This window comes from Phaeobacter sp. B1627 (assembly GCF_006265095.1).
GTDB lineage: Bacteria > Pseudomonadota > Alphaproteobacteria > Rhodobacterales > Rhodobacteraceae > Epibacterium.
The window spans coordinates 66,088-85,633 of sequence record NZ_VCNK01000004.1 but is presented as its reverse complement, the minus strand read 5'-3'; the positions used below and the strand labels follow the sequence as shown (position 1 = coordinate 85,633).

The following is a 19,546-nucleotide window of genomic DNA, read 5'->3' as shown; positions in this document are numbered from 1 at the left end:
CGCCACGGTCGGAGCGTAGCTCAGCCTGGTAGAGCACTGTCTTCGGGAGGCAGGGGCCGGAGGTTCGAATCCTCTCGCTCCGACCAATAAAACAAGGCGCCTTCGGGCGCCTATTTTTATGCTCGTACCCTGGCCACTGCAGGACGGACAGATCGTCCGTTCGCCGTAAATTTTGCAGTTACCAGAGGTTCAATTTGTCCTCACATGCGGAATATTCAAGAAGCATCTGCCATTTCTCTTGATGCCGACAGGGTTTCTTCCGTAGCCTGTGCATGGAAAATTCGCAAAGGTCGGAAATTTTGCAGAGCATCGCAGACGCATTCACACTGGCGCTACAGCTCGTGTTGTCAGGAAACGCGGACCTGTTTGAGATCGTGGCGCTCTCCTTGCGCGTCAGCCTGACGGCGACGTTTCTGGCCTGCCTCTGCGGCCTGCCCCTGGGCGCTTTCATGGCCATCAGCCGCTTTCCGGGACGCGGGATACTCCTTGTACTCATGAACGCGCTGATGGGACTTCCGCCTGTTGTCGTCGGCTTGCTCGTCTATCTGCACCTGTCCAGATCGGGGCCGCTTGGGTTCCTGGGGCTGCTTTACACGCCGACGGCGATGATCATTGCCCAGACCATCCTCATCGCTCCGATCATTGCTGCCCTGTCAAGGCAGGTTCTGGAAGACCTGCACATGGAATATGCAGAGCAGTTCCGCTCTCTTTGCCTCAACCAGTGGCAAACCGTGACTGCCCTGCTGTGGGACGCCCGCTATTCCCTGCTGACCGTTGGCCTAGCCGGATTTGGCCGCGCCGTTGCAGAGGTCGGCGCGGTCATAATCGTCGGCGGCAATATCGATCACCTGACTCGCGTGATGACCACAGCCATCGCTCTGGAAACATCCAAAGGCGATCTTGCGCTCGCATTGGCGCTTGGTCTGCTGCTGCTGACCATTGCACTTGGCGTCAATGCCGCAGTGCAGAGCCTGCGCATGAGCGCCCGGAGACAAGCCTATGTCTAGCCTCGGCACCATCGCGTTCACCCCAAATGCCATCCCGCAAGCAGCCGCCCCCAACCTGATGCCGCTGCGTGTGCGCGACCTCGGGCTGAGCTTTGAGGGAGAAGCGGTTCTGAGCGGGGTCAATCTGGATCTTGGCCCACATGGGTGCACCGCGATCATGGGGCCGAATGGCGCCGGAAAAAGCCTGCTGCTGAAGCTTTTGCATGGGTTGATTTCGCCAACCACAGGCGAGATCAACTGGGGCGGCCAAACCGCCGCCGCAGCAATGGCACGACAGGCCCTCGTGTTCCAGAAGCCAGTCCTGTTGCGCCGGTCCGTGGCCGCGAATATTGACTTTGTCCTGCGCGCAAAGGGTCGCCCCCGCTCCCTTTGCAATGCATTGCTTGATCATGTTGGCCTCGCCCAAAAGGCACGCCAGCCCGCACGGTTGCTGTCTGGCGGCGAGGCACAGCGCCTTGCACTGGCCCGGGCGCTGGCAACAGAGCCCGATGTCCTGTTTCTGGACGAGGCCACCGCCAGTCTGGATCCGGCCTCCATCCTGTCCATCGAGACCATCGTGCGGGATGCCTGTGCCCGAGGCGTCCGGGTGATCTGCGTGACGCACGACATCGGACAGGCCCGACGGCTGGCGGATGATGTCGTCTTCCTGCAGGGCGGACGCATCGCAGAACACAGCGCCGCCCGTGATTTCTTTTCTGCCCCACAGACCACAGCCGCCCGGGATTATCTGAACGGCAGACTTGTTCTTTAGCCAAAAAACTCAAGGGAGCCCCACATGAAACTGAGCCAATCCCTCTGTGCGTCCATTGCTGCACTGGCACTTGCAGGCAGCGTCGCTGCTGCGGATCAATCCATTATCGTCCAATCGACCACATCGACTGCGAACTCCGGCCTCTACGATTATCTTCTGCCGCTGTTTCAGGACAAGACGGACATTCAGGTCAACGTGGTCGCAGTCGGCACCGGGCAGGCCATCAAGAACGCACAGAATTGCGACGGGGACGTCTTGCTGGTTCATGCCAAAGCGTCTGAACTCGATTTCGTGGAAGCCGGCTACGGGACCGCGCGAACAGATTTGATGTACAATGATTTTGTCATTGTCGGCCCGGAAGCGGACCCCGCAGCGGTGGGCGGCACGACGGATGCGCAGGCCGCATTCGCCAAGATTGCCGCCAGCGGCGCATTGTTCGCATCACGCGGCGATGAGTCCGGCACCCACAAGAAGGAAAAATCACTCTGGGCAGAGAGCGGTGTCGACCCGTCGGCGGCCTCTGGTCAGTGGTATCGCGAAACCGGCTCCGGAATGGGGGCGACCTTGAATGCGGGCATTGGCATGGGAGCCTATGTGATGACGGACCGCGCCACATGGATCAGCTTTGGCAACAAGCAGGATTATAAAATTCAGGTTGAAGGCGATGATGATCTGTTCAACCAATATGGCGTGATCCCGGTGAACCCGGCGAAATGCCCGTCGGTGCATGTGGATGCGGCGAAGAAATTCACCGACTGGCTGATCTCCGACGAGGGTCAGAGTGCGATTGCTGCCTTTGAAGTCGGCAATCAGCAACTGTTCTTTCCCAACGCGCCAAAGAACTGATACAGTCTGCGGGGCGACGACCCAAAGTCGCCCCAACCAGACTGCGACATGACCGACCTGAATTTTCCTGACCACGAGTTTCTGACCGTTCGCGAGCTGGCGGAGCTGCTACGCCTGAAAGAACGCAAGATCTATGATCTCGCAGCCTCTGGCGAGGTGCCCTGTTCGCGTGCGACGGGAAAGCTTCTGTTCCCCGCTGGTGAAATTCGCGCCTGGCTGAACAGGGCCAAATCCGGAGGCGCGACCACCACGATCACAGATCGCCCGCAGATCCTTCTCGGAAGCCACGATCCGCTGCTTGATTGGGCGATCCGACAGTCGCGCTCCGGGCTCGCCACATATTTTGACGGCTCGATGGACGGGCTGGAGCGTTTCACCAAAGGCGAGGGCATCGCGACCGGGCTGCATCTCCATGACGGCAGGCTTGGAACCTGGAATATCACTGCGGTGCAACGCATGGCCGCGAGCCAGAATGCCGTGCTCATCCAGTTTGCAAGCCGCCAGCGGGGGCTGGTCTACCGCGAGGGCGTCGGAGAACTGTCACGCCTTCAGGACCTGACAGCGCTTCGTCTCGTTCCAAGACAGCCGGGATCAGGTACGGATCGCCTGCTCCGGGATCTCGCGGCGGATGCAGAGGTGGATCTCGACGCGATCCCGACAACCGACGTGGCGCGCTCCGAGGATGAGGCCGTCGAACACGTCCGCCGGGGTGCCGCCGATGTGACCTTTGGCCTCGAATCCGTCGCACAGGGCTATGGCCTGCGCTTTACGCCCATCGTCAAAGAAGAATTTGCCTTGCTGGTGGACCGGAAAGCCTGGTTCGAGGCCGGTTTCCAGACCTTCCTGTCCTACTGCCAGACCGATGCCTTTGCGAAACGGGCGGCCAGCCTTGGTGGCTATGACGTCAGCAGCTTCGGGACTGTTGCCTGGAACGCCTGAGCGGGCTGAGCCCTGAACCACTGCCCCATCCCTGCTGATCCCTACCGATTGGTCAGGATCGCCAGGCCAGCACCCGCCGTTCGATCATGCCAATGGCCGCGGACGTGAGAACGCCCAACAGGGACAAGATCACTACTCCGGCAAACAACCGCTCCAGATCATACAGCGAGCCCGCCTCCAGGATATAGGCACCGATCCCGTATTGCGCGCCCAGCATTTCTGCGGCGACAAGGAGAATGATCGCGATCGCAAGGCTGATACGCAGCCCGGACAGGATCCCCGGCATCGCCCCCGGAAGCACGATCTTGCGCACGATGGAAAACCACGACAGGCCAAAGCTCTGCCCCATGCGGATCAGAGAGCGATCCACATTGTCGACCGCGCCATAGGTGGCCACCACAGTGGGCGTGAAGGTCCCGAATGCAATCAGCGCGTATTTTGACCCCTCGTCGATCCCGAACCAGATCACGAACAACGGCAGCAGGGCGATCTTGGGGATGGGGAAAATAGCCGCAACCAACGGCACCAATCCGGCGCGGATCAGCGAAAACAGCCCGATCAAAACGCCGACACCCACGCCGACACCAGCCCCCAAAGAGGCTCCGACGGCCAGCCGGGTCAACGAGGGCACGATATGTTTCACGAACATGCCGGACTGCCACAACTCGACCAGAGTGGCCAGGACATCCGAGGGTTTCGGCAACGTCAGCGGCGTGATCACCCCTGATTGCGTGCCCCACTCCAGAAGGGCGATCAGCGCGACAAAGGCCGCGCCCCCAACCCAGCGATGACGCCGCGGGGCAAAGCCACCTCCCCGAAACCGGACTTCCAGCGGTTGGCGACGCGGCAGGGATGTATCAGACATTCAGCAACTCCTCATCGGCGGCCCGGGCTTCGTCCCGCATGAGGGTCCAGAGATGTTTCTGAACCTTCTCAAGATCCGGATCCGCATACTCTCTGGCGGCCAGCGGCTTTTCGATTTCGACGATTTCCCGGATCTGGCCGGGACGGCGGGACAGCACCACGATCTTGTGCCCCAGCCGTACGGCTTCGGCGAGGTTGTGGGTGACGTAGACGGCTGTGAAGGGCTGCCGGTCCCACAGCGCAATGAGGTCATCCATCAGCAATTCCCGGGTCTGACTGTCGAGCGCAGAGAGTGGTTCATCCATCAACATGACCGCAGGCTTCACGGCCAAGGCGCGGGCAATCGCGACCCGTTGCTTCATCCCGCCCGAAAGCTGTTTCGGCAATGCACCGGCAAAGTCGGTCAACTTGGTCCGGGCCAGAACGTCGCCGATGATGTGATCCGCCCGGGCGCCCCGAATGCCGTGATCTTCCAACACCAGGGAAATGTTGCCGTGAACGCTGCGCCACGGCAACAAGGCGAAATCCTGAAACACGTAGGTCAGCGGGTTCAGACAGCCCTCGGGCGGCGATCCCAGTTGCAGGACCCGACCGGATTGAGGGCGCTCCAGCCCGCCGAGAAACCGCAGCAACGTCGACTTCCCACACCCCGAAGGGCCGACCAGACAGACGATCTGCCCCGATCCCACCTCCAGGGAGATGTCGCGCAATACCTCGGTCTCGCCATAGGAATGGCTGATCGCGTCCAGTCGAATGTCCATGAATTCCGTCCCGTGTCAGGGGCGGGCCGACGCCCGCACCCTTAGTTCCGTAATTGATTTGCCCGTCAGGCGCCGATCACCTCGACGTAGCTGGTGTCGAGGAAGGTCTCGAGCGTAATACCGGCATCGACCAACCCCTCGTCCTGCATCCAGGTCAGCTGATCCGTCACCGAGGCGACATTGATGGCCGCATCCTTGTTGATCCGCATGGAGCCATTGATGATCGAGGGCGCGGCCTTTTCACGCGGGCGGTCAGTGTAGACGTATTTGTGGATCAGATCGACCATCTCGTCGATGGCGGCATCGCCATTTTCGGTGTCGACCATGGTTGCGTTGTAGTCGGCGACCCCCATGCCGAAGCCCTTGAGGAAGCTTTCGGTCAGGCCCCGTTCATCACTTGCATTGCGCGACGACGTAAACACGGTGGTGACCTGATAGTTCGGCAGATAGTCCGCGACATTGCCGATGATATGAACTGCCCCCGAACCTGCGAGGGGTTTGGCGATATGGGGCACAATGGACCACGCATCGATCTGGCCGGACTTGAGCGCGCCAATGACGGCACCCACTTTTTGCAGCGGGATGAACTGCGGCTTGCCACCTTCAGCCCCGGCGATCTTTGACCCCATGTAGTGGAAAGAGGAGCCCGCCGTCGTCATGCCGTAGCGCTTGCCGTCCAGCGCCGCGGGCGAGGTCAAACCAGCCTTGAAGGCCGCGTCGGATGCGAGGATTTTCTGGCCGTCGATACCGGGCTCCTCCGAGAGTGCACCGCCGATGACCTTGACCGCCCCCTTCTGAGCGAGGCTCAAAAGCCCACCGGAGAGTGCCGTGACCCCAAAGTCCACGTCCCCCGAGGCAATGGCAACGGCCATGGGTTGCGCCGCCTGAAAGAACTTCAGCTCGACGTCGAGGCCAGCCTCTTTGAAATAGCCGCGCTCCAACGCAATGAAGCTCCCCGAATGGCTGGTGAGGCTCAGGGCACCGACCACCGGTTTCTTGCCCGAGGCGATGGCCGGAGCCGCAAGGCCCGAAGCGGCTGCCGCCCCCATAAGTGCGAGCGTTTGTCGTCTGTTGAATGTCACCGTGTTCTCCTCCCAGTGATAATTATCTGCGTCTCAACCGCGCAAGTCCGCGCGGGTATCCTCCTCCAGAAGCACAAGCGCTGCCGGCACGTCCCTGTCGATGAGTGCCGCGACCAGTGCGGTATGCCGACGGCCACGGGCGTCAAAGTCAACGCGCCCCTCCCGCAGGCGGGCCAGACGGAAGCGACGGGACTGATTGTAAAATCTGCCGGTCATTTCAATCAGGCGCGGTGATCCGCAGGCAGATACCAGCGTCAGCGTATAGGCTCGGCACGCCTCGTCCCACTCCAGTGCAGAAGCATCATCGGGGTCGCGCTGCACCACAGTTTCGCAACGCTTCATTTGATGATGGGCGGCAATCACGGCCGCTTCCCACTCCACGCTACCATGTTCGATCGCAAGGGACAGAGCCAGTTTTTCAACCTCCAGCCGCACAAACAGGATATCGGCGAGATCCTGTTCAGTTGCCGATGTCACCCGAAATCCCCGCTGACTGGTGGCCTCCACCATACCTTCAGAGACCAGCATGCGAAGGCTTTCCCGCATGGAATGGTTTGAGCCGCCATAGCGTTTTCTGAGGTCATCGATTTTCAGCTTTTCGTCCGGACACAGCGCACCAAAGGAGATGTCGCGCCGGATGGCAGACGCCAGCATGGCAACCACGGTATCATCCTCAGGGGCACGGCGAGAGAACAGCATTTCATTCCATGTTTGCAAAAATGTTGGATGTTTAGGCCCCGAGTTGCGCATACTGTCAACCCAAATTTCTTCCCCGCCGACGTGAATCCCGGCAACGAGAGCCAGCCCTCCCGCCTTCTCAGGCCAGCCGCCCGGGCGCTTCGCGCGCTGCAGCAACGCCGCGTCTTCCGCAAATGTTTAATACTTGACTCTTTTATATGGGTTTTATAGCGGCAAACTTACCAAGCATTTTCGCCAGGTAGCAGAACAAGAAAAAATAAGCGGAAGTGGGACATGGGACTTCGGACAACAACTGTATCAATCTGTGCTTTGATCGCGGCGCTCCCTGCAGCGGCAGAAGTCATAGAACTCCAGCCAATCTACGTTGAAAGCGATGAAACCACCGCTTTCTTTGGGGAGAGCGTCGCGCTCGGTTCGGGCTCTGTCGCCAAGACCGGAGATACGATTGCGAATACGCCGCGTGCCGTTCACATCGTCACCGCGCAACAGATCGCGGAACGCGGTGCGGCCAGCGTCGAGCAGGCGCTACAATACGCCTCTGGCATCGTGGCCGGGCAATGGGGCCTGGACAACCGTTCGGATTGGTCATTGGTGCGTGGGTTTGCCCCGTCTACCCTGCATGACGGTCTGAATGCCCGATACGGGTTCTACAACGACACCAAACCGGAACCCTTCCTGCTGAACAGCGTCGAAGTGATGAAAGGGCCGGCCTCGGGGCTCTACGGCAGCGGCTCGGTCGGGGGCGTGGTCAACACGACCTCGAAAACGGCAGCGCAGGACAGCGAAAACCTTTTGCAGCTCTCCGTCGGGTCCAACCAACGCGGTCAGATCGCAGCCGACGTCAGCGGTGAGCTGAATGAGACGGGAACCCTGCGCTACCGCCTGGTTGGCCTGTTGCGCAACGCCGAGACCCCTGTCGATTTTTCGCAGGACGATGCCTTGGCCTTTGCCCCCTCCATCACCTGGCGGCCGAACGATGATACCGAGCTGACCCTGCTTGCCAATTTCCAGAAGAACGACGGCAGCCCGTTGATCCAGTTCGCATCGCTCTACGGCACGCTCGAACCGGCCACCGGCTTTGGCAACGGGACTTTCTTTGACGACAGCCTCTTTGTGGGCGAGCCGGGATTTGACAAATTCAACAGCGAGCAACGCGGCCTGACCGCGATGCTCAGCCATCGCTTCAACAGCACCTGGTCGGTGAACGCCAGCGCCCGCTACCTTGAGGGTGAGGCGGAATATCAACACGCATGGTGGGCGTTCGACAACTTCGCCAACGGCCGCTACAACGCAGACGGCACCATCAACCGCTCCTTCTATCGCGCCGAGAACGAAATGAAGAGCGCCGCGATCGACGGCCACGCCACCGCCAACTACGCCCTTGGCGGGATTGAAATGCGCAGCCTCATCGGGGCAAGTTATTCTCGCGGATATTACGACAGCGACTTCGCATACGGAGCTCAGATCGCGCCCATCGACCCGTTCAACCCGACCTATACGGGCTACAATGACATCACGGTCGCCGACAGCGATGGCACGTCTATTACCGAAATGGGCCTCTATCTGCAGAACCGCGCCACGGTGAATGATCGCCTCTACGTCGATTTCGGTCTGCGCTACGGCAGGATCGAATCCGGCGCCAGCAACGGTAGCTTCAGCCCCGCCACAAATGCGGCCAAGGACAGCGAATGGACCGGCAATGCGGCGGTTATGTACAAGTTCGACAATGGCGTTTCCCCCTATATCAGCTATGCGGAGAGCTTCCGGCAGGACGTGGTTGGTGCGGATGTCAACGGTGTGCCGTTCACTCCGACGAAAGGCACACAGTACGAGATTGGCGTGAAATATCAGCCGGCTGGCACGGACACGCTATTCACAGCGTCGGTGTTTGATCTCACGAAATCGAGAATGACCGTTGCGGATCCCGCGAACCCGGGCTTCTCGATCCAGACCGGAGAAGCCAAGTCCAAGGGACTGGAACTGGAACTGTTCCACCGGGTCGGCGACGCAAGCTTTGATGCCGCCTACACATATCTGGACACCGAAAGTTCCAGCGGCGCGCAGATCGCGCAGGTGCCCGAGAACGCCGCATCGCTCTGGTTCAACTATGAACCCCGTCAGGGCAACCTGCAGGGCTGGAAATTCGGCGCGGGCATTCGCTACACCGGCACCAGCTGGGACGGAAGTGATAGCCAGAAGACGCCGTCCTACACCCTCTACGATGCCGCAGTCACCTATTCCCGTGACAACTGGCAAGTGGCTCTGAACGTCCAGAACCTGCTGGATGAGTTCTATGTCACCACCTGCCAGTCCGGCGCCTGCTATATGGGCGAGGGCCGCAATGTGGCGCTCACGCTGACGTCGAAGTTCTGATCGACCTCAGGTTCCCCAGACTGCAACCGTTTGGGGCGCCTCCCCCTCTTCTCTCCATATCTCACAAAGATCCTTTGATGCGTCACCTGTTCATACTGATGTGCCTCTGCGCCGTCTCGCTGCTGCCCAACAGGGGTATTGCGCAGGCGTTTCCAGTCGAGATCGAACATATTTTTGGCGTCACCAGGATCGAAACAGAGCCGACCCGCGTGGTATCCCTCAGCTTCATCGGCCATGACTTTCTGCTGTCGCTTGGGGTGGTGCCCTATGCACTGCGCAAATGGTATGGCGCCTTTCCGTATGGGGTCTGGCCATGGGCACAGGAGGCTTTGGGCGACGGCACCCCCATCGTGATGCAAGGCGAAATCGACATCGAAGCCATTGCGGCAATGGACCCTGATTTGATCGTTGGCCAATGGTCCGGGATGTCGGCGCGCGAATACGCCCTGCTTTCAGAAATAGCACCAACCGTCGCGACCGCTCCCGGCAGCGGCGACTACGGCATGACATGGCAGCAGATGCTGCTGCGCCTTGGCCAGGCCACCGGACGCAGCGAACGGGCCGAGGAGATCGTTGCCGGTCTGGAACAGCGTTTCGCCGAGCTTCGTCAAAACCACCCCAGCTGGCAGGGGGCGACCGGGCTGATGGTCTGGGCCGGGACCATCGGTGCCTATACGCAGCACGACATTCGCGGTAAATTCCTTGCCGAACTCGGTTTTGTGCCGACAGAACCGGTGCTTGCCTACCGGGGGCTCAACCAATCCTACTACATCGTGCCAGAGGAAGACCTGGCGCCGATCGACGCGGACGTTTTGCTCTGGCTCGACGGGGGCGGATCGGTGGCGCGTCTGAACCGTTTGCCGCTCCGCCGCTTCATGCGGGCCTATCTCGAAGGGCGAGAGATATATTCCGGCCTGATGCTGACCTCAGCACTGTCCCACTCCAGCCCGCTCAGCATCGAATACGCCCTCGACACGCTTGTGCCCCTTCTCGAACAGGCGATGGATGGGGACCCCGCCACCGAAGTGACCTCATCCAGAGAGGCCGGGCTCCTGGCCCGAGGCGTGACCGATGGCCACTGAGACCGGCACAATGGCGCCCCCTCGGGCGCAGTTTCACCGTTTGTTTTGGCTGGGGCTGGGTGTCCTTGCAGTTGGCTTGACCGCTGTGGTCGCCCTGCGCCTTGGGGTACGGTCGCTGTCATGGGAGCAGGTGTGGCAAGCCCTCGTCGCTTTTGACCCCGACTCTCCCGATCATATTGTCGTGCGCCAGATCCGTGTGCCCCGCATAGCGGCAACCCTTCTGTGCGGAGGTTGCCTCGGCGTTGCTGGCGCATTGATGCAGGCGCTCACACGCAACCCACTCGCGGATCCGGGGCTTCTGGGGGTAAATGCGGGGGCTGCGCTCGGGGTTGTGCTGTGTACATTTGTGCTGCGCATAACCGATCCGGCGCAATTCTTCTGGAGCGCCCTCTCTGGTGCCGCCCTGGCGGCAGTGCTGGTGTTCATTCTCGGGGGCAATGCGCCGTCACGCACCGGGCGACTGATCCTTGCAGGCGCCGCCGTGAGCGCTTTGTTTTTCGCGCTGATCCGGGGCTTGCTGCTGGTCAGCCGGTCCTCGCTGGAAGTGTACCGCGTTTGGGTGCTTGGGGGATTTGACAATGTCACCTCCGACATGGTCACCGCGCTGCTTCCTTTCATTGCCATCGGGCTGTTCCTCGCATTTGCCGCAGGATTTGGCCTCAACGCATTGCAATTGGGCGAAGACACCGCCCAGGGGTTGGGCGTCCGCGTCGGGCTTTTACAGTTGCTGACAGGGTGCGCGATCGTTGTTCTATGTGCCGCGACCGTGTCCATGGCAGGCCCCATTGCGTTTGTGGGACTGATTGTTCCGCATCTGGCCCGTGCGACAGCGCCCCCGGATATGCGCTGGCTGGCGCTCTTCAGCGGCGTGTATGGCGCCACGATGCTGGGTGTCGCAGACATAGTTGCCCGGTCGGCTGTCTTTAGCGGTAACATGCAGGCGGGCGTGATGTCCGCAATCCTGGGCGGCCCGGTCTTGATCTGGCTGGTCCGCAGCAAAGGAGTGCGCAAGCTATGACTTTCCCTCTCCGTCTGGGGTCCTTTTCCATGCCGGTCTCAAGGCGCAATCTAACCACCGGTATCGGCCTCGCCCTTCTGGTGATTGCCGCCGGACTCGGTGCCTTGCAATTGGGGAGTTTCCCGGTCGGGGCCGCCGATTTAGGGACTGCATTGCTGGGCGAGATGGACACTATCACGCGGATGATCCTGCTTGATCACCGCCTGCCGCGCATATTGGTTGCGATCGGTGCCGGGGCCGCTCTGGGTCTGTCAGGTGCCATGTTCCAATCGATGCTCCGCAACCCGATGGCCTCGCCCGATGTGATCGGGTTCAACGCGGGTGCAAGTTGTGGCGCCGTGCTGGCCATCCTGATCTTCGGCTCTGCCCGGCTGGTTTTGCCCTGGGCATTGCTCGGCGGCTTGCTGACTGCGGCGCTGGTACTCGCGCTTGCCTGGGACTCTCGGCGGGAGAACGCGCTGGATCCCTACCGCCTGATCCTGGTCGGTATCGGTGCAAGCCTGACCCTGAGCGCGACCAGCGATTTGTTGCTGAGCATGACAGATGAACGACGCGCCGCTGACATGGCACAATGGCTGACCGGATCGCTCAATGCCCGCAGCCTGAATGATGCGGCTCTGATTTGGGGCGGCCTTGCGGTGCTGACGCCGCTCATCCTCTGGCTTCAGTTCCCACTGAACCGACTTGTCCTGCCTGATGACATCGTGCGCGGGTTCGGCTTTCGCCTTCCCCTTCTGCGGCTGCTCATTACCTGCACCGGGGTATTGCTGGCCGCCCTCGCCGTGAGTGTTGCAGGCCCCCTTCCCTTTGTTGCCTTTGTTGCGGGTCCGGTGGCTCGCCGCATCCTGGGAACCGGCGCCCCCGTACTCGCGGCAGCGGCGCTGGTCGGCGCTCTCGTCACGCTGGGAGCCGACACAGCGGCCCGGCTTATTCCCATCGTGCAGCTGCCTGCCGGCGTGTTCACCGCCGTGATCGGCGCACCGGTCCTGATGTGGCTGCTCGTCGCACAGTTTCGCAAAGGAGCCCTCTGAACATGGCTGACCACTCCCGTATCAGCGCCCGTGATCTGAGCGTCACCTTCGCGCGGACGACCGTGCTGAACAGCCTCTCGGTTGCGATCCCCGATGGCGCGGTCACGGCCATCGTCGGCCCCAATGCCTGCGGCAAGTCCACCTTGCTTCGCAGCCTCGCGCGGCTGCAAAAGGCCAGCCACGGCCAGGTCATTCTCGACGGCAAGAGTATCGCTGACCAGAACAGCAAATCGGTGGCCCGCAGGCTGGCCATTCTGGGCCAGTCGCCGATTGCACCAGAAGGCCTGAGCGTGCGGGATCTCGTTCTGCGGGGACGCACCCCCCACCAATCCGCGTGGCGCCAGCATTCGGCCGAAGATGCCGCAGCCGTTGCGAGCGCTCTGTCTGCGACCGGGATGGAGGGATTGGAAAATCGTTTGCTCGACACCCTCTCGGGCGGGCAGCGCCAGCGGGCGTGGATTGCGATGGCATTGGCACAGGATACTCAGATCCTATTGCTGGATGAACCCACCACATATCTCGACCTGCCGCATCAGATCGAGCTGCTGGACCTTGTGCGCAGGCTCAACCGCGAGACCGGGCGCACGGTTGCCATGGTCCTGCACGATATCAATCTCGCCGCCCGCTACTGCGATCACGTCATCGCCCTGCGCGGCGGCGACATCCACAGTGAAGGCCCGCCGCAGCAGGTCATCACCCACGCCATGATGAATGAAGTATTCGATTTGCCCTGCACCATTATAGCCGACCCCAACCACGGCACCCCGCACATCATTCCAAGCTGAAACAAGCTGAAGAGGCCTGATCATGTCCATGCAAGACCGTTTTTCCTTCGACACTCAGTCCCGGCTGCCGGGCCTGCCATTTGCCACGGTCCGGACGACGATCCTGTCCATGGCCAAAGAGCACGACCTGCCGCTGATCACCAACACTGATCAGGAAATTCAGATCGAAACTGCCTATGGCAACTACAGCTTTGTACGTCAGGGCGCCGACAGTTCTGTTCTGGTCGGATCGACCCGGGCTGACTGGCTCTATGTTCTCAAGGAAAGTCTCAGCGACACAATCGCGCATCTCTCTCCTGATACCGCGAGCAAAATATTGTGGTCGGATGCCGGGGACAGTGCGGGATGCCTGCCGCCGAATTTTCAGTTCATCACGGTTCAAGACGTCAGCCAGCTTCCGGGCGGTTTTCTGCGCGTTGTATGCCAGGCCGAGGATCTGGCCCATTTCACCACCGACGCCATTCATTTCCGACTGGCGCTGCCCGCTCCTGACCTCGCCTATCCCGAATGGCCGTATCAGTCGGAGACCGGCGCAACCGTCTGGCCAAAGGGAGCAGCGTCGCTGCACCGTCCTGTGTATACCGTGCGCGACCTGAACGCGGAATCCGGGCGCCTGGTGTTTGACATTTTCGAACATGACGGCGGTCGGGCCACGGAATGGGCCCGCAGCGTGACCCCCGGCAGCCGCGTCGGCCTGACCGGCCCTGGCGGCGGCGGCATTCCGCAGACAGAATCCATCACGATCTATTCCGACGAAACCGGGTTCCCTGCGGTCGCCAGAATCCTTGCGGCATTGCCCCCGACAGCCCGTGGACGCGCGGTGCTGGAGCATACATGCCCCGACAGCAAGAGCTACCCGCTGCCGGACCATGCGGGGATCGAAGTCATCCACCACCCGGCGGACTCAGGGCAGGATCTCGGAGATGTGGCAATCGCAGAGATGGCTGCGTTTGCGGATCACATGATCTGGTTTGCGTCCGAAAAAAGTGCAACGCAGAAACTCCGGGCGCAAATCAAAGCCTGCGGCATCAACTCCAAAGACCACTACATCGCAGCCTACTGGACTCGCCCGGCGAGTTCCGGCACACAGGCTTAACTTGACAAAAATACTATGCTAAATTAAGCGCCAGATCCGGAGGTCACCGCCTCCTGTAGCCAATCGCGGCCTCTCCCTATCCCAGGTGTGTCGTGTAGCCAAGCCTATCTGCCAGCGTCCCAATTCCTGTCACTCGCCGTGCAGACCAGAGCCACTTGCCGCGACCCGGAGCCCGATATGAAAACGCCCCTTCTTTTGACGACATTCCTCCTGCTGCCAGTGCTTGCCCAAGCCCAGACAACAGCCCCCGACAGCGGCCTGTCCCCCGTTCCCAGCCTCGCGACAGAGCTCGTGGCGCCCACCGCGCCCGAACAGCCACAAGTCCCTGATACGCCACTGGAAACAGACCTCGAGGTGACTGTGCCGGCCACCGCGGCGACCACCGCAGAGGAGACGGCCGTGTCACCCGCCCCCTCGGCTTCGGTCCCGGACGTCACCGCAGCGGCGGAGCCTGTTGCAGTCGAGATCACCCCGGAAAACATGCAGGATCGCGCGCTGGACGCCCTGGAGACCGCAAAAACATTCCTGCGCAATGGTGGTCCGTCAATCTGGGCGATCGCGGCCTTGTCCGTCATCACCCTGGCGCTGATCCTGTGGAAAATCTGGCGCTTGGCCTTGATTGGCGCCTGGTCGCGCGGCAAGGCCCGCAAAGCGGTCGCCGCCTACGAAGCCGGGGACGCAGATCGCGCCGTTGCGCTCGTGGCCGGACGTCGCGGCGTGCGCTCAAAGGTCGTCTACGCGGCGCTTTCTGCATTGCGCTCCCTGCCCGATCACCACGCCCGTGAAGAGACGGCCCGAGTTGCCAAACGCGAGCTGGGATCGGCCCGCAGCGGCCTGGGGGCGCTTGAGTTGATTTCGACCATCGCACCACTTCTCGGTTTGCTGGGCACAGTGCTTGGCATGATCGCAGCCTTCCAGGCCCTGCAGACAGCCGGCTCCAAAGCAGATCCCTCCATGCTCGCGGGCGGCATCTGGGAGGCGCTCTTGACCACTGCGGCGGGTATGGCGGTCGCCATCCCGGCCTCTGCCGCGCTGACCTGGTTCGAAGCGGTGATCGACCGTATCCGGCGGGATGTGGAGGACAGTGCGACCCGGCTGTTCGTCAGCGAAGCGCCGCAGAATATCCGTCTTGCGGCGGAATGATCGGCAATGTTGCTCGACACTCCCTCCCGACCTCCGCGCAAGCCGAGCCTGACACCGATGATCGATGTCGTCTTTCTGTTGTTGGTCTTCTTTATGCTGGCCTCCCGGTTTGGCGTCGACTCGGCGCTGCCCCTGCCTTTGGCGGCGGGCGGAGGCGACTATAGCGGTCCGCCACGGCTCATCGATGTGGCTCCGGAACAGATATACCTGAACGGCCGTCCCGTGCCCCAAGCCGCTTTGGGCGCTGAGCTGTCGCCTCTGATCGAGACCAAAGCCGATGTCCTGATCCTGCGGGGCAAAGACGGTGCGACCCTGCAGCGGATTGTAACCCTGACAGAAATGCTGAAATCCGAGGGCTATACCTCGGTGGTATTGGTGGAGTGATCGGCGATGGACCTGACAGATGCCCCCCGCCGCCCGCGCGCAGAATCAATCGTTCCAATGATCAATGTTGTCTTCCTTCTGTTGATCTTTTTCCTGATGACCTCCCGGCTTGCGCAACCGGATCCGTTCGAGATCACGCCCCCGACGGCGGATCTTGATGCGCCTGTCGAAGCCGAAGCGACACTCTATGTCGACAAGACCGGTCGGCTGTCATTTGACGGGGTTGAGGGCGACGCGGCGCTTGCCCGCCTGGCGCAGGTTTCAGCCTCGGATGCTGTCCTGCAACTGCGGGCCGACAGCGCCCTGGAGGCGGCGAAGGCCGCGGCCTTGTTGAAGGACCTCTCGGCTGCAGGATTTGCCCGGGTCGAATTGGTGGTGAGCCCGAAATGAAGCGCTGGTTCGAAGCCACCATATTCTGTGCACTTGCGGTCGCGGCCCATGTCGCCATGTTCACGAGCCTGCCGGAAGAGGGCAGCGAGGCCGGCGGCGTCGGTGGCGAATACATCATGTCTCTTGCGGGGGCTGCGCCGACCGTCCGGGAAATGGTGAAGCGGTGGGAGCAGCCCCCCGAAACGCCGCCAATCGAGCAGGATGTTCTGGAAACACCCGATACCGAAGCACCACCGCCGGAGCTTCCTCAGCTCGATGCCACACCGGCACCGCGTGCAGAGGTTCGTCTGTCAATGGCGCCGCCACAGGATGTTGTGCAGCCTGTGATCGATACTGAGACCGCGCCGCCACCGCCCCCCGAACCAGAGCCAGAGCCAGAGCCAGAGCCAGAAGAGGTTCCCGCTACCGCTCAGAAAGCCAAGGTGGCATCTGCCGGACGAGCGGAACAACGCGCGGCAGGATCTGGCGGAAGTTCGCAAGCAGGAATATCCGGAACCTCCAGCACGTCGACAGCGTCCAAAGGCCAGCAGGCAAAACTACAGGCCGTCTGGGGCGCAAAGATCCGCTCCCGCATAGAGCGCCGCAAGCGCCCGACACGGGAAAAAGGTTCCGTTACCGTCAGCCTCTCCGTGAACCGGCAGGGTCAATTGGTGAGCTATGGCGTGGTGCGGTCGTCCGGTGTGCCGACCATAGATCAGGCCGCCTTGCGCGCGATTTCCAGCGCCAAACGGTTTCCCAAAGCCCCCGATGGCCTGCCTGGGTCAAAATTCCAATTTGCGATCTCCATCAACTTCAATTGAGGTTCGCATCGGCGATGCAATGATCGACCGACGACGGTTTGATCTCAAACCGCCGCCTACATCTAGCGCGGGCAACCCAGATCAACGCTTGGCCTACAACCAAAAACGCACTGGGTTGCCTGCCAGGATTGGAAACCCGAACGTCGGTGTGGAACAAATCCAGCCGCCAGCCGTTGCCTACCCGAAGCCTGCAACACGCAGGATGTTTTAATCGGTAAAGGAGACATGCCATGCTGAGTTGGGCACTGACATTTCTGGTAATCGCTTTGATCGCAGCCGTCTTTGGCTTTGGTGGTATCGCCAGCGCCTCTGCCGGGATCGCTCAAATCCTCTTTGTCATCTTTTTGGTGCTGTTCGTGGCCGCATTGGTGTTCCGCGCGGTTCGGCGGTAACAGGCGCTCCTGCAAACACGTGGCCCATTTAATGAGGAGGCGACCTGACACCCGTACCGGGCGTCACACCTTAAAATGCCTCGCTTGAAACAGACGAGGGCGAGACATTGCAGCGATTGACGGCGGGCTGCGCGATGCACGTGCAGAAACCCCGCGCCGGTCTGGTCCCGGTGGCCTCGCCTCGCCAAGCGCGGCATCTCATGAAATAGCGGCTTGGATGCTGCGGGCTTTAACTGCCTCGTAAGACCGCCTGCATCCATGAAGAAGCCCTGCAGACCGATGGTGTGCAGGGCTTCTTAATCAGAGTTCACAGATTGATCATAGTCCACAGGGCCATAGCGAGACCGTCGGCAAGATCTGCGGTCTGCCCCGGACGCGTCCGGGACAAGGACGCTCCTTCAACTGGTCAGCGTATCTGTGGATGCAAAGAACATCGCCTGGCTGATTGCCGAAATAACCTGATCGGGCACATAGGGTTTTGCGATCATGAAAGCCGGCTCATGTCGCTCGCCGGTCAACAGGCGCTCCGGGAAGGCCGTAATAAAGATAACCGGAACATCGCCGATTGTTTCCAGCAGATCAGCCACAGCATCGATCCCGCTGGAATTATCAGCCAATTGAATATCCGCCAGAATGAGGTCCGGTTTGTCCTCGGTCCCCAACGTCACAGCGGCGGAGCGCGTCCGCGCGATCCCCGTGACTTCGTGGCCCATCATGGTGCAGATGCCCTCAAGATCCATCGCGATGATAGCTTCATCCTCGATGATCATGATCTTGCCGGTGACCGCCTGCTGCATCTCATCGCGGGCAAGTTGGATCAGACGCGCCGCTTCTTCGGCTTCGATGCTCATGATTTGCGAGATCTCGCTGACGGTGAACGACTCCACGGTATTCAGCAAAAGCGCTTCGCGGGTGTTCGGCGTCAATGCGGCAAGGTGCTGCAAGGCACGCGCACGCGGGCCGTCGTCATATTCGGCGACGGGTTGTCCGGAGCTGCCCCAAAGGCTGTGGAAGACTTTGAAAAGGGCGACTTTCCCTCCGAGATCGCGCGCTTCGAAACAAGTTGGATCCGTGAGGATCGCCTCAAGCGTTGAGGCGGCATATGTATCTCCGGACTGCTGGGCACCGGTCAAGGCCCGCGCGTAACGGCGCAGGTAAGGCAGATGAGGAGCGATGAGGTCCGACAGAGTCAGGGCTTGTCCTGTGGTGGGGGTCGACAATTTTTTTCTCCTGTCACCAATATTCCATGGAACAAACGTGCGCCAATCGCGTTTGTTCCATGATACACAAAATAAGTTGCGGGCGACAGTACCGACGTTGCAGGAGAAGCGAATGCCACACCGGCCACAAAAACAGTCATGGGATAGCCTCATCGACGAAAACCTGAAGAAGGTTTTCGAAGAGGATGCAAACGCAGAATTGCCGCCGCACCTTATGGACCTTCTCGATCGCCTTGACAAAATCCAGGTCACCGATGGCGCTGATGGTTCCGCCCTCCGCCGCCCGGAGGCCGAGGGATGAACAGACAGGACGCCAAGGCTGAATTGATCAGTCATATGAAGGTGCTCCGGGCCTTCGCCATGAGTCTGACCCGCAATGACGCTGCTGCCGACGATCTGGTGCAGGACACTGTCCTGAAAGCCTGGACCAACCTGGAAAAGTTTCAGGAAGGCACCAACATGCGGGCCTGGCTGTTTACAATCCTGCGCAACACCTTCTACTCCAACCGCCGCAAAGCCGTGCGCGAAGTCGAGGATTCCACCGGTTCCATAACCGAGAGCATTTCCGTGAAGCCTGCACATGACGGTCGCCTGCAACTGGCCGAATTTCGCGCGGCGTTGAACCTGCTGCCCGCAGAACAACGAGAAGTGCTGACCCTGATTGGTGTTCTGCAATACTCCTACGAAGAGGCCGCCGAGGTGTGCGGCGTCAAGGTCGGCACCATCAAAAGCCGTCTCAATCGCGGACGCGAAGCGCTGGCCCTCAAGATGCAGATCAATGCCCATGACCGAATGGAGCTGACAGACGCGGCCACCCATGCCGTGGTTTCAGCGAGCGGTGGGACCGCTGCGTGAACTGGATGACTTTCCGGACGCGCGCATC

The 19,546-nt window shown here is 60.9% G+C and carries 22 protein-coding genes and 1 tRNA gene; 18 read left to right on the top strand and 5 right to left on the bottom strand.

All coding sequences use genetic code 11. The features are described from left to right. Positions 1-9 precede the first annotated feature (9 nt). The 5 genes from FGE21_RS02680 to FGE21_RS02660 all read left to right on the top strand — a co-directional run bounded on the left by FGE21_RS02680 (position 10) and on the right by FGE21_RS02660 (position 3,543). Positions 10-86: transfer RNA gene (locus tag FGE21_RS02680), tRNA-Pro, on the top strand. A 213-nt stretch (positions 87-299) separates the two neighbouring features. Further along, entirely contained in the window at positions 300-1,007 is a 708-nt protein-coding gene (locus tag FGE21_RS02675; protein ID WP_255731289.1) for an ABC transporter permease, read from the top strand. Beyond that, positions 1,000-1,758: an ATP-binding cassette domain-containing protein gene (locus FGE21_RS02670; protein WP_139661435.1), complete on the top strand. Its 759-nt coding sequence runs from the start codon at positions 1,000-1,002 to the stop codon at positions 1,756-1,758. Before FGE21_RS02675 ends, FGE21_RS02670 begins: the two co-directional genes overlap by 8 nt. 24 nt (positions 1,759-1,782) lie before the next feature. Further along, positions 1,783-2,604, top strand: a complete 822-nt coding sequence (locus FGE21_RS02665) for a substrate-binding domain-containing protein (RefSeq protein ID WP_139661433.1) — start codon at positions 1,783-1,785, stop codon at positions 2,602-2,604. Positions 2,605-2,652: 48 nt separating this feature from the next. Continuing rightward, complete coding sequence (locus tag FGE21_RS02660; protein WP_139661432.1) at positions 2,653-3,543, top strand: helix-turn-helix transcriptional regulator; 891 nt, start codon at positions 2,653-2,655, stop codon at positions 3,541-3,543. A 52-nt stretch (positions 3,544-3,595) separates the two neighbouring features. Here the strand turns inward: FGE21_RS02660 and FGE21_RS02655 are convergent, their stop codons facing one another. From FGE21_RS02655 to FGE21_RS02640, 4 genes are all read right to left on the bottom strand, one after another. Then, complete coding sequence (locus tag FGE21_RS02655) at positions 3,596-4,408, bottom strand: ABC transporter permease (RefSeq protein WP_139661430.1); 813 nt, start codon at positions 4,406-4,408, stop codon at positions 3,596-3,598. Further along, positions 4,401-5,168, bottom strand: coding sequence for an ABC transporter ATP-binding protein (locus FGE21_RS02650; protein WP_139661429.1), 768 nt, complete (start codon positions 5,166-5,168; stop codon positions 4,401-4,403). The genes FGE21_RS02655 and FGE21_RS02650 overlap by 8 nt, the downstream gene beginning before the upstream one ends. Before the next feature lie 65 nt (positions 5,169-5,233). Beyond that, a complete protein-coding gene (locus tag FGE21_RS02645) occupies positions 5,234-6,250 on the bottom strand; it encodes an ABC transporter substrate-binding protein (protein ID WP_139661427.1) in 1,017 nt (338 codons plus the stop codon). Positions 6,251-6,283: 33 nt separating this feature from the next. After that, positions 6,284-6,949: an FCD domain-containing protein gene (locus FGE21_RS02640; RefSeq protein ID WP_139661425.1), complete on the bottom strand. Its 666-nt coding sequence runs from the start codon at positions 6,947-6,949 to the stop codon at positions 6,284-6,286. Positions 6,950-7,222: 273 nt separating this feature from the next. Here FGE21_RS02640 and FGE21_RS02635 point away from each other — a divergent pair, with 273 nt between their 5' ends. The 11 genes from FGE21_RS02635 to FGE21_RS02585 all read left to right on the top strand — a co-directional run bounded on the left by FGE21_RS02635 (position 7,223) and on the right by FGE21_RS02585 (position 17,443). Beyond that, entirely contained in the window at positions 7,223-9,322 is a 2,100-nt protein-coding gene (locus FGE21_RS02635) for a TonB-dependent siderophore receptor (protein ID WP_139661424.1), read from the top strand. 77 nt (positions 9,323-9,399) lie between these two features. Further along, entirely contained in the window at positions 9,400-10,404 is a 1,005-nt protein-coding gene (locus tag FGE21_RS02630) for an ABC transporter substrate-binding protein (protein WP_139661423.1), read from the top strand. Continuing rightward, entirely contained in the window at positions 10,394-11,422 is a 1,029-nt protein-coding gene (locus FGE21_RS02625; protein WP_139661421.1) for an iron ABC transporter permease, read from the top strand. Before FGE21_RS02630 ends, FGE21_RS02625 begins: the two co-directional genes overlap by 11 nt. Further along, the gene (locus FGE21_RS02620; protein ID WP_139661420.1) at positions 11,419-12,453 is read left to right on the top strand and encodes an iron chelate uptake ABC transporter family permease subunit; all 1,035 of its coding nucleotides are present in this window, start codon (positions 11,419-11,421) and stop codon (positions 12,451-12,453) included. The genes FGE21_RS02625 and FGE21_RS02620 overlap by 4 nt, the downstream gene beginning before the upstream one ends. A gap of 2 nt (positions 12,454-12,455) precedes the next feature. Continuing rightward, positions 12,456-13,238 carry an ABC transporter ATP-binding protein gene (locus FGE21_RS02615; protein ID WP_139661418.1) on the top strand — a complete coding sequence of 261 codons (783 nt, stop codon included), beginning with the start codon at positions 12,456-12,458 and terminating at the stop codon, positions 13,236-13,238. A gap of 22 nt (positions 13,239-13,260) precedes the next feature. Continuing rightward, positions 13,261-14,334, top strand: coding sequence for a siderophore-interacting protein (locus FGE21_RS02610; protein WP_139661416.1), 1,074 nt, complete (start codon positions 13,261-13,263; stop codon positions 14,332-14,334). Between the two features lie 177 nt (positions 14,335-14,511). Next, positions 14,512-15,477, top strand: coding sequence for a MotA/TolQ/ExbB proton channel family protein (locus FGE21_RS02605; RefSeq protein ID WP_139661414.1), 966 nt, complete (start codon positions 14,512-14,514; stop codon positions 15,475-15,477). Between the two features lie 6 nt (positions 15,478-15,483). Continuing rightward, entirely contained in the window at positions 15,484-15,861 is a 378-nt protein-coding gene (locus tag FGE21_RS02600; RefSeq protein ID WP_139661413.1) for a biopolymer transporter ExbD, read from the top strand. A gap of 6 nt (positions 15,862-15,867) precedes the next feature. Continuing rightward, positions 15,868-16,251, top strand: coding sequence for a biopolymer transporter ExbD (locus FGE21_RS02595; RefSeq protein WP_139661411.1), 384 nt, complete (start codon positions 15,868-15,870; stop codon positions 16,249-16,251). Continuing rightward, positions 16,248-17,051: an energy transducer TonB gene (locus tag FGE21_RS02590; RefSeq protein WP_139661410.1), complete on the top strand. Its 804-nt coding sequence runs from the start codon at positions 16,248-16,250 to the stop codon at positions 17,049-17,051. The genes FGE21_RS02595 and FGE21_RS02590 overlap by 4 nt, the downstream gene beginning before the upstream one ends. Before the next feature lie 230 nt (positions 17,052-17,281). Beyond that, complete coding sequence (locus FGE21_RS02585; protein WP_139661408.1) at positions 17,282-17,443, top strand: DUF1328 domain-containing protein; 162 nt, start codon at positions 17,282-17,284, stop codon at positions 17,441-17,443. Between the two features lie 398 nt (positions 17,444-17,841). Here FGE21_RS02585 and FGE21_RS02580 read toward each other — a convergent pair whose 3' ends face one another. Next, positions 17,842-18,663: a response regulator gene (locus FGE21_RS02580; RefSeq protein ID WP_139661406.1), complete on the bottom strand. Its 822-nt coding sequence runs from the start codon at positions 18,661-18,663 to the stop codon at positions 17,842-17,844. Between FGE21_RS02580 and FGE21_RS20580 the strand changes: the two genes are divergently transcribed. Then, positions 18,617-18,964 carry a NepR family anti-sigma factor gene (locus FGE21_RS20580; protein WP_370285384.1) on the top strand — a complete coding sequence of 116 codons (348 nt, stop codon included), beginning with the start codon at positions 18,617-18,619 and terminating at the stop codon, positions 18,962-18,964. The two genes, FGE21_RS02580 and FGE21_RS20580, sit on opposite strands and share 47 nt — an antisense overlap. Continuing rightward, positions 18,961-19,518, top strand: a complete 558-nt coding sequence (locus FGE21_RS02570) for an RNA polymerase sigma factor (protein WP_139661404.1) — start codon at positions 18,961-18,963, stop codon at positions 19,516-19,518. The genes FGE21_RS20580 and FGE21_RS02570 overlap by 4 nt, the downstream gene beginning before the upstream one ends. Positions 19,519-19,546 lie beyond the last annotated feature (28 nt).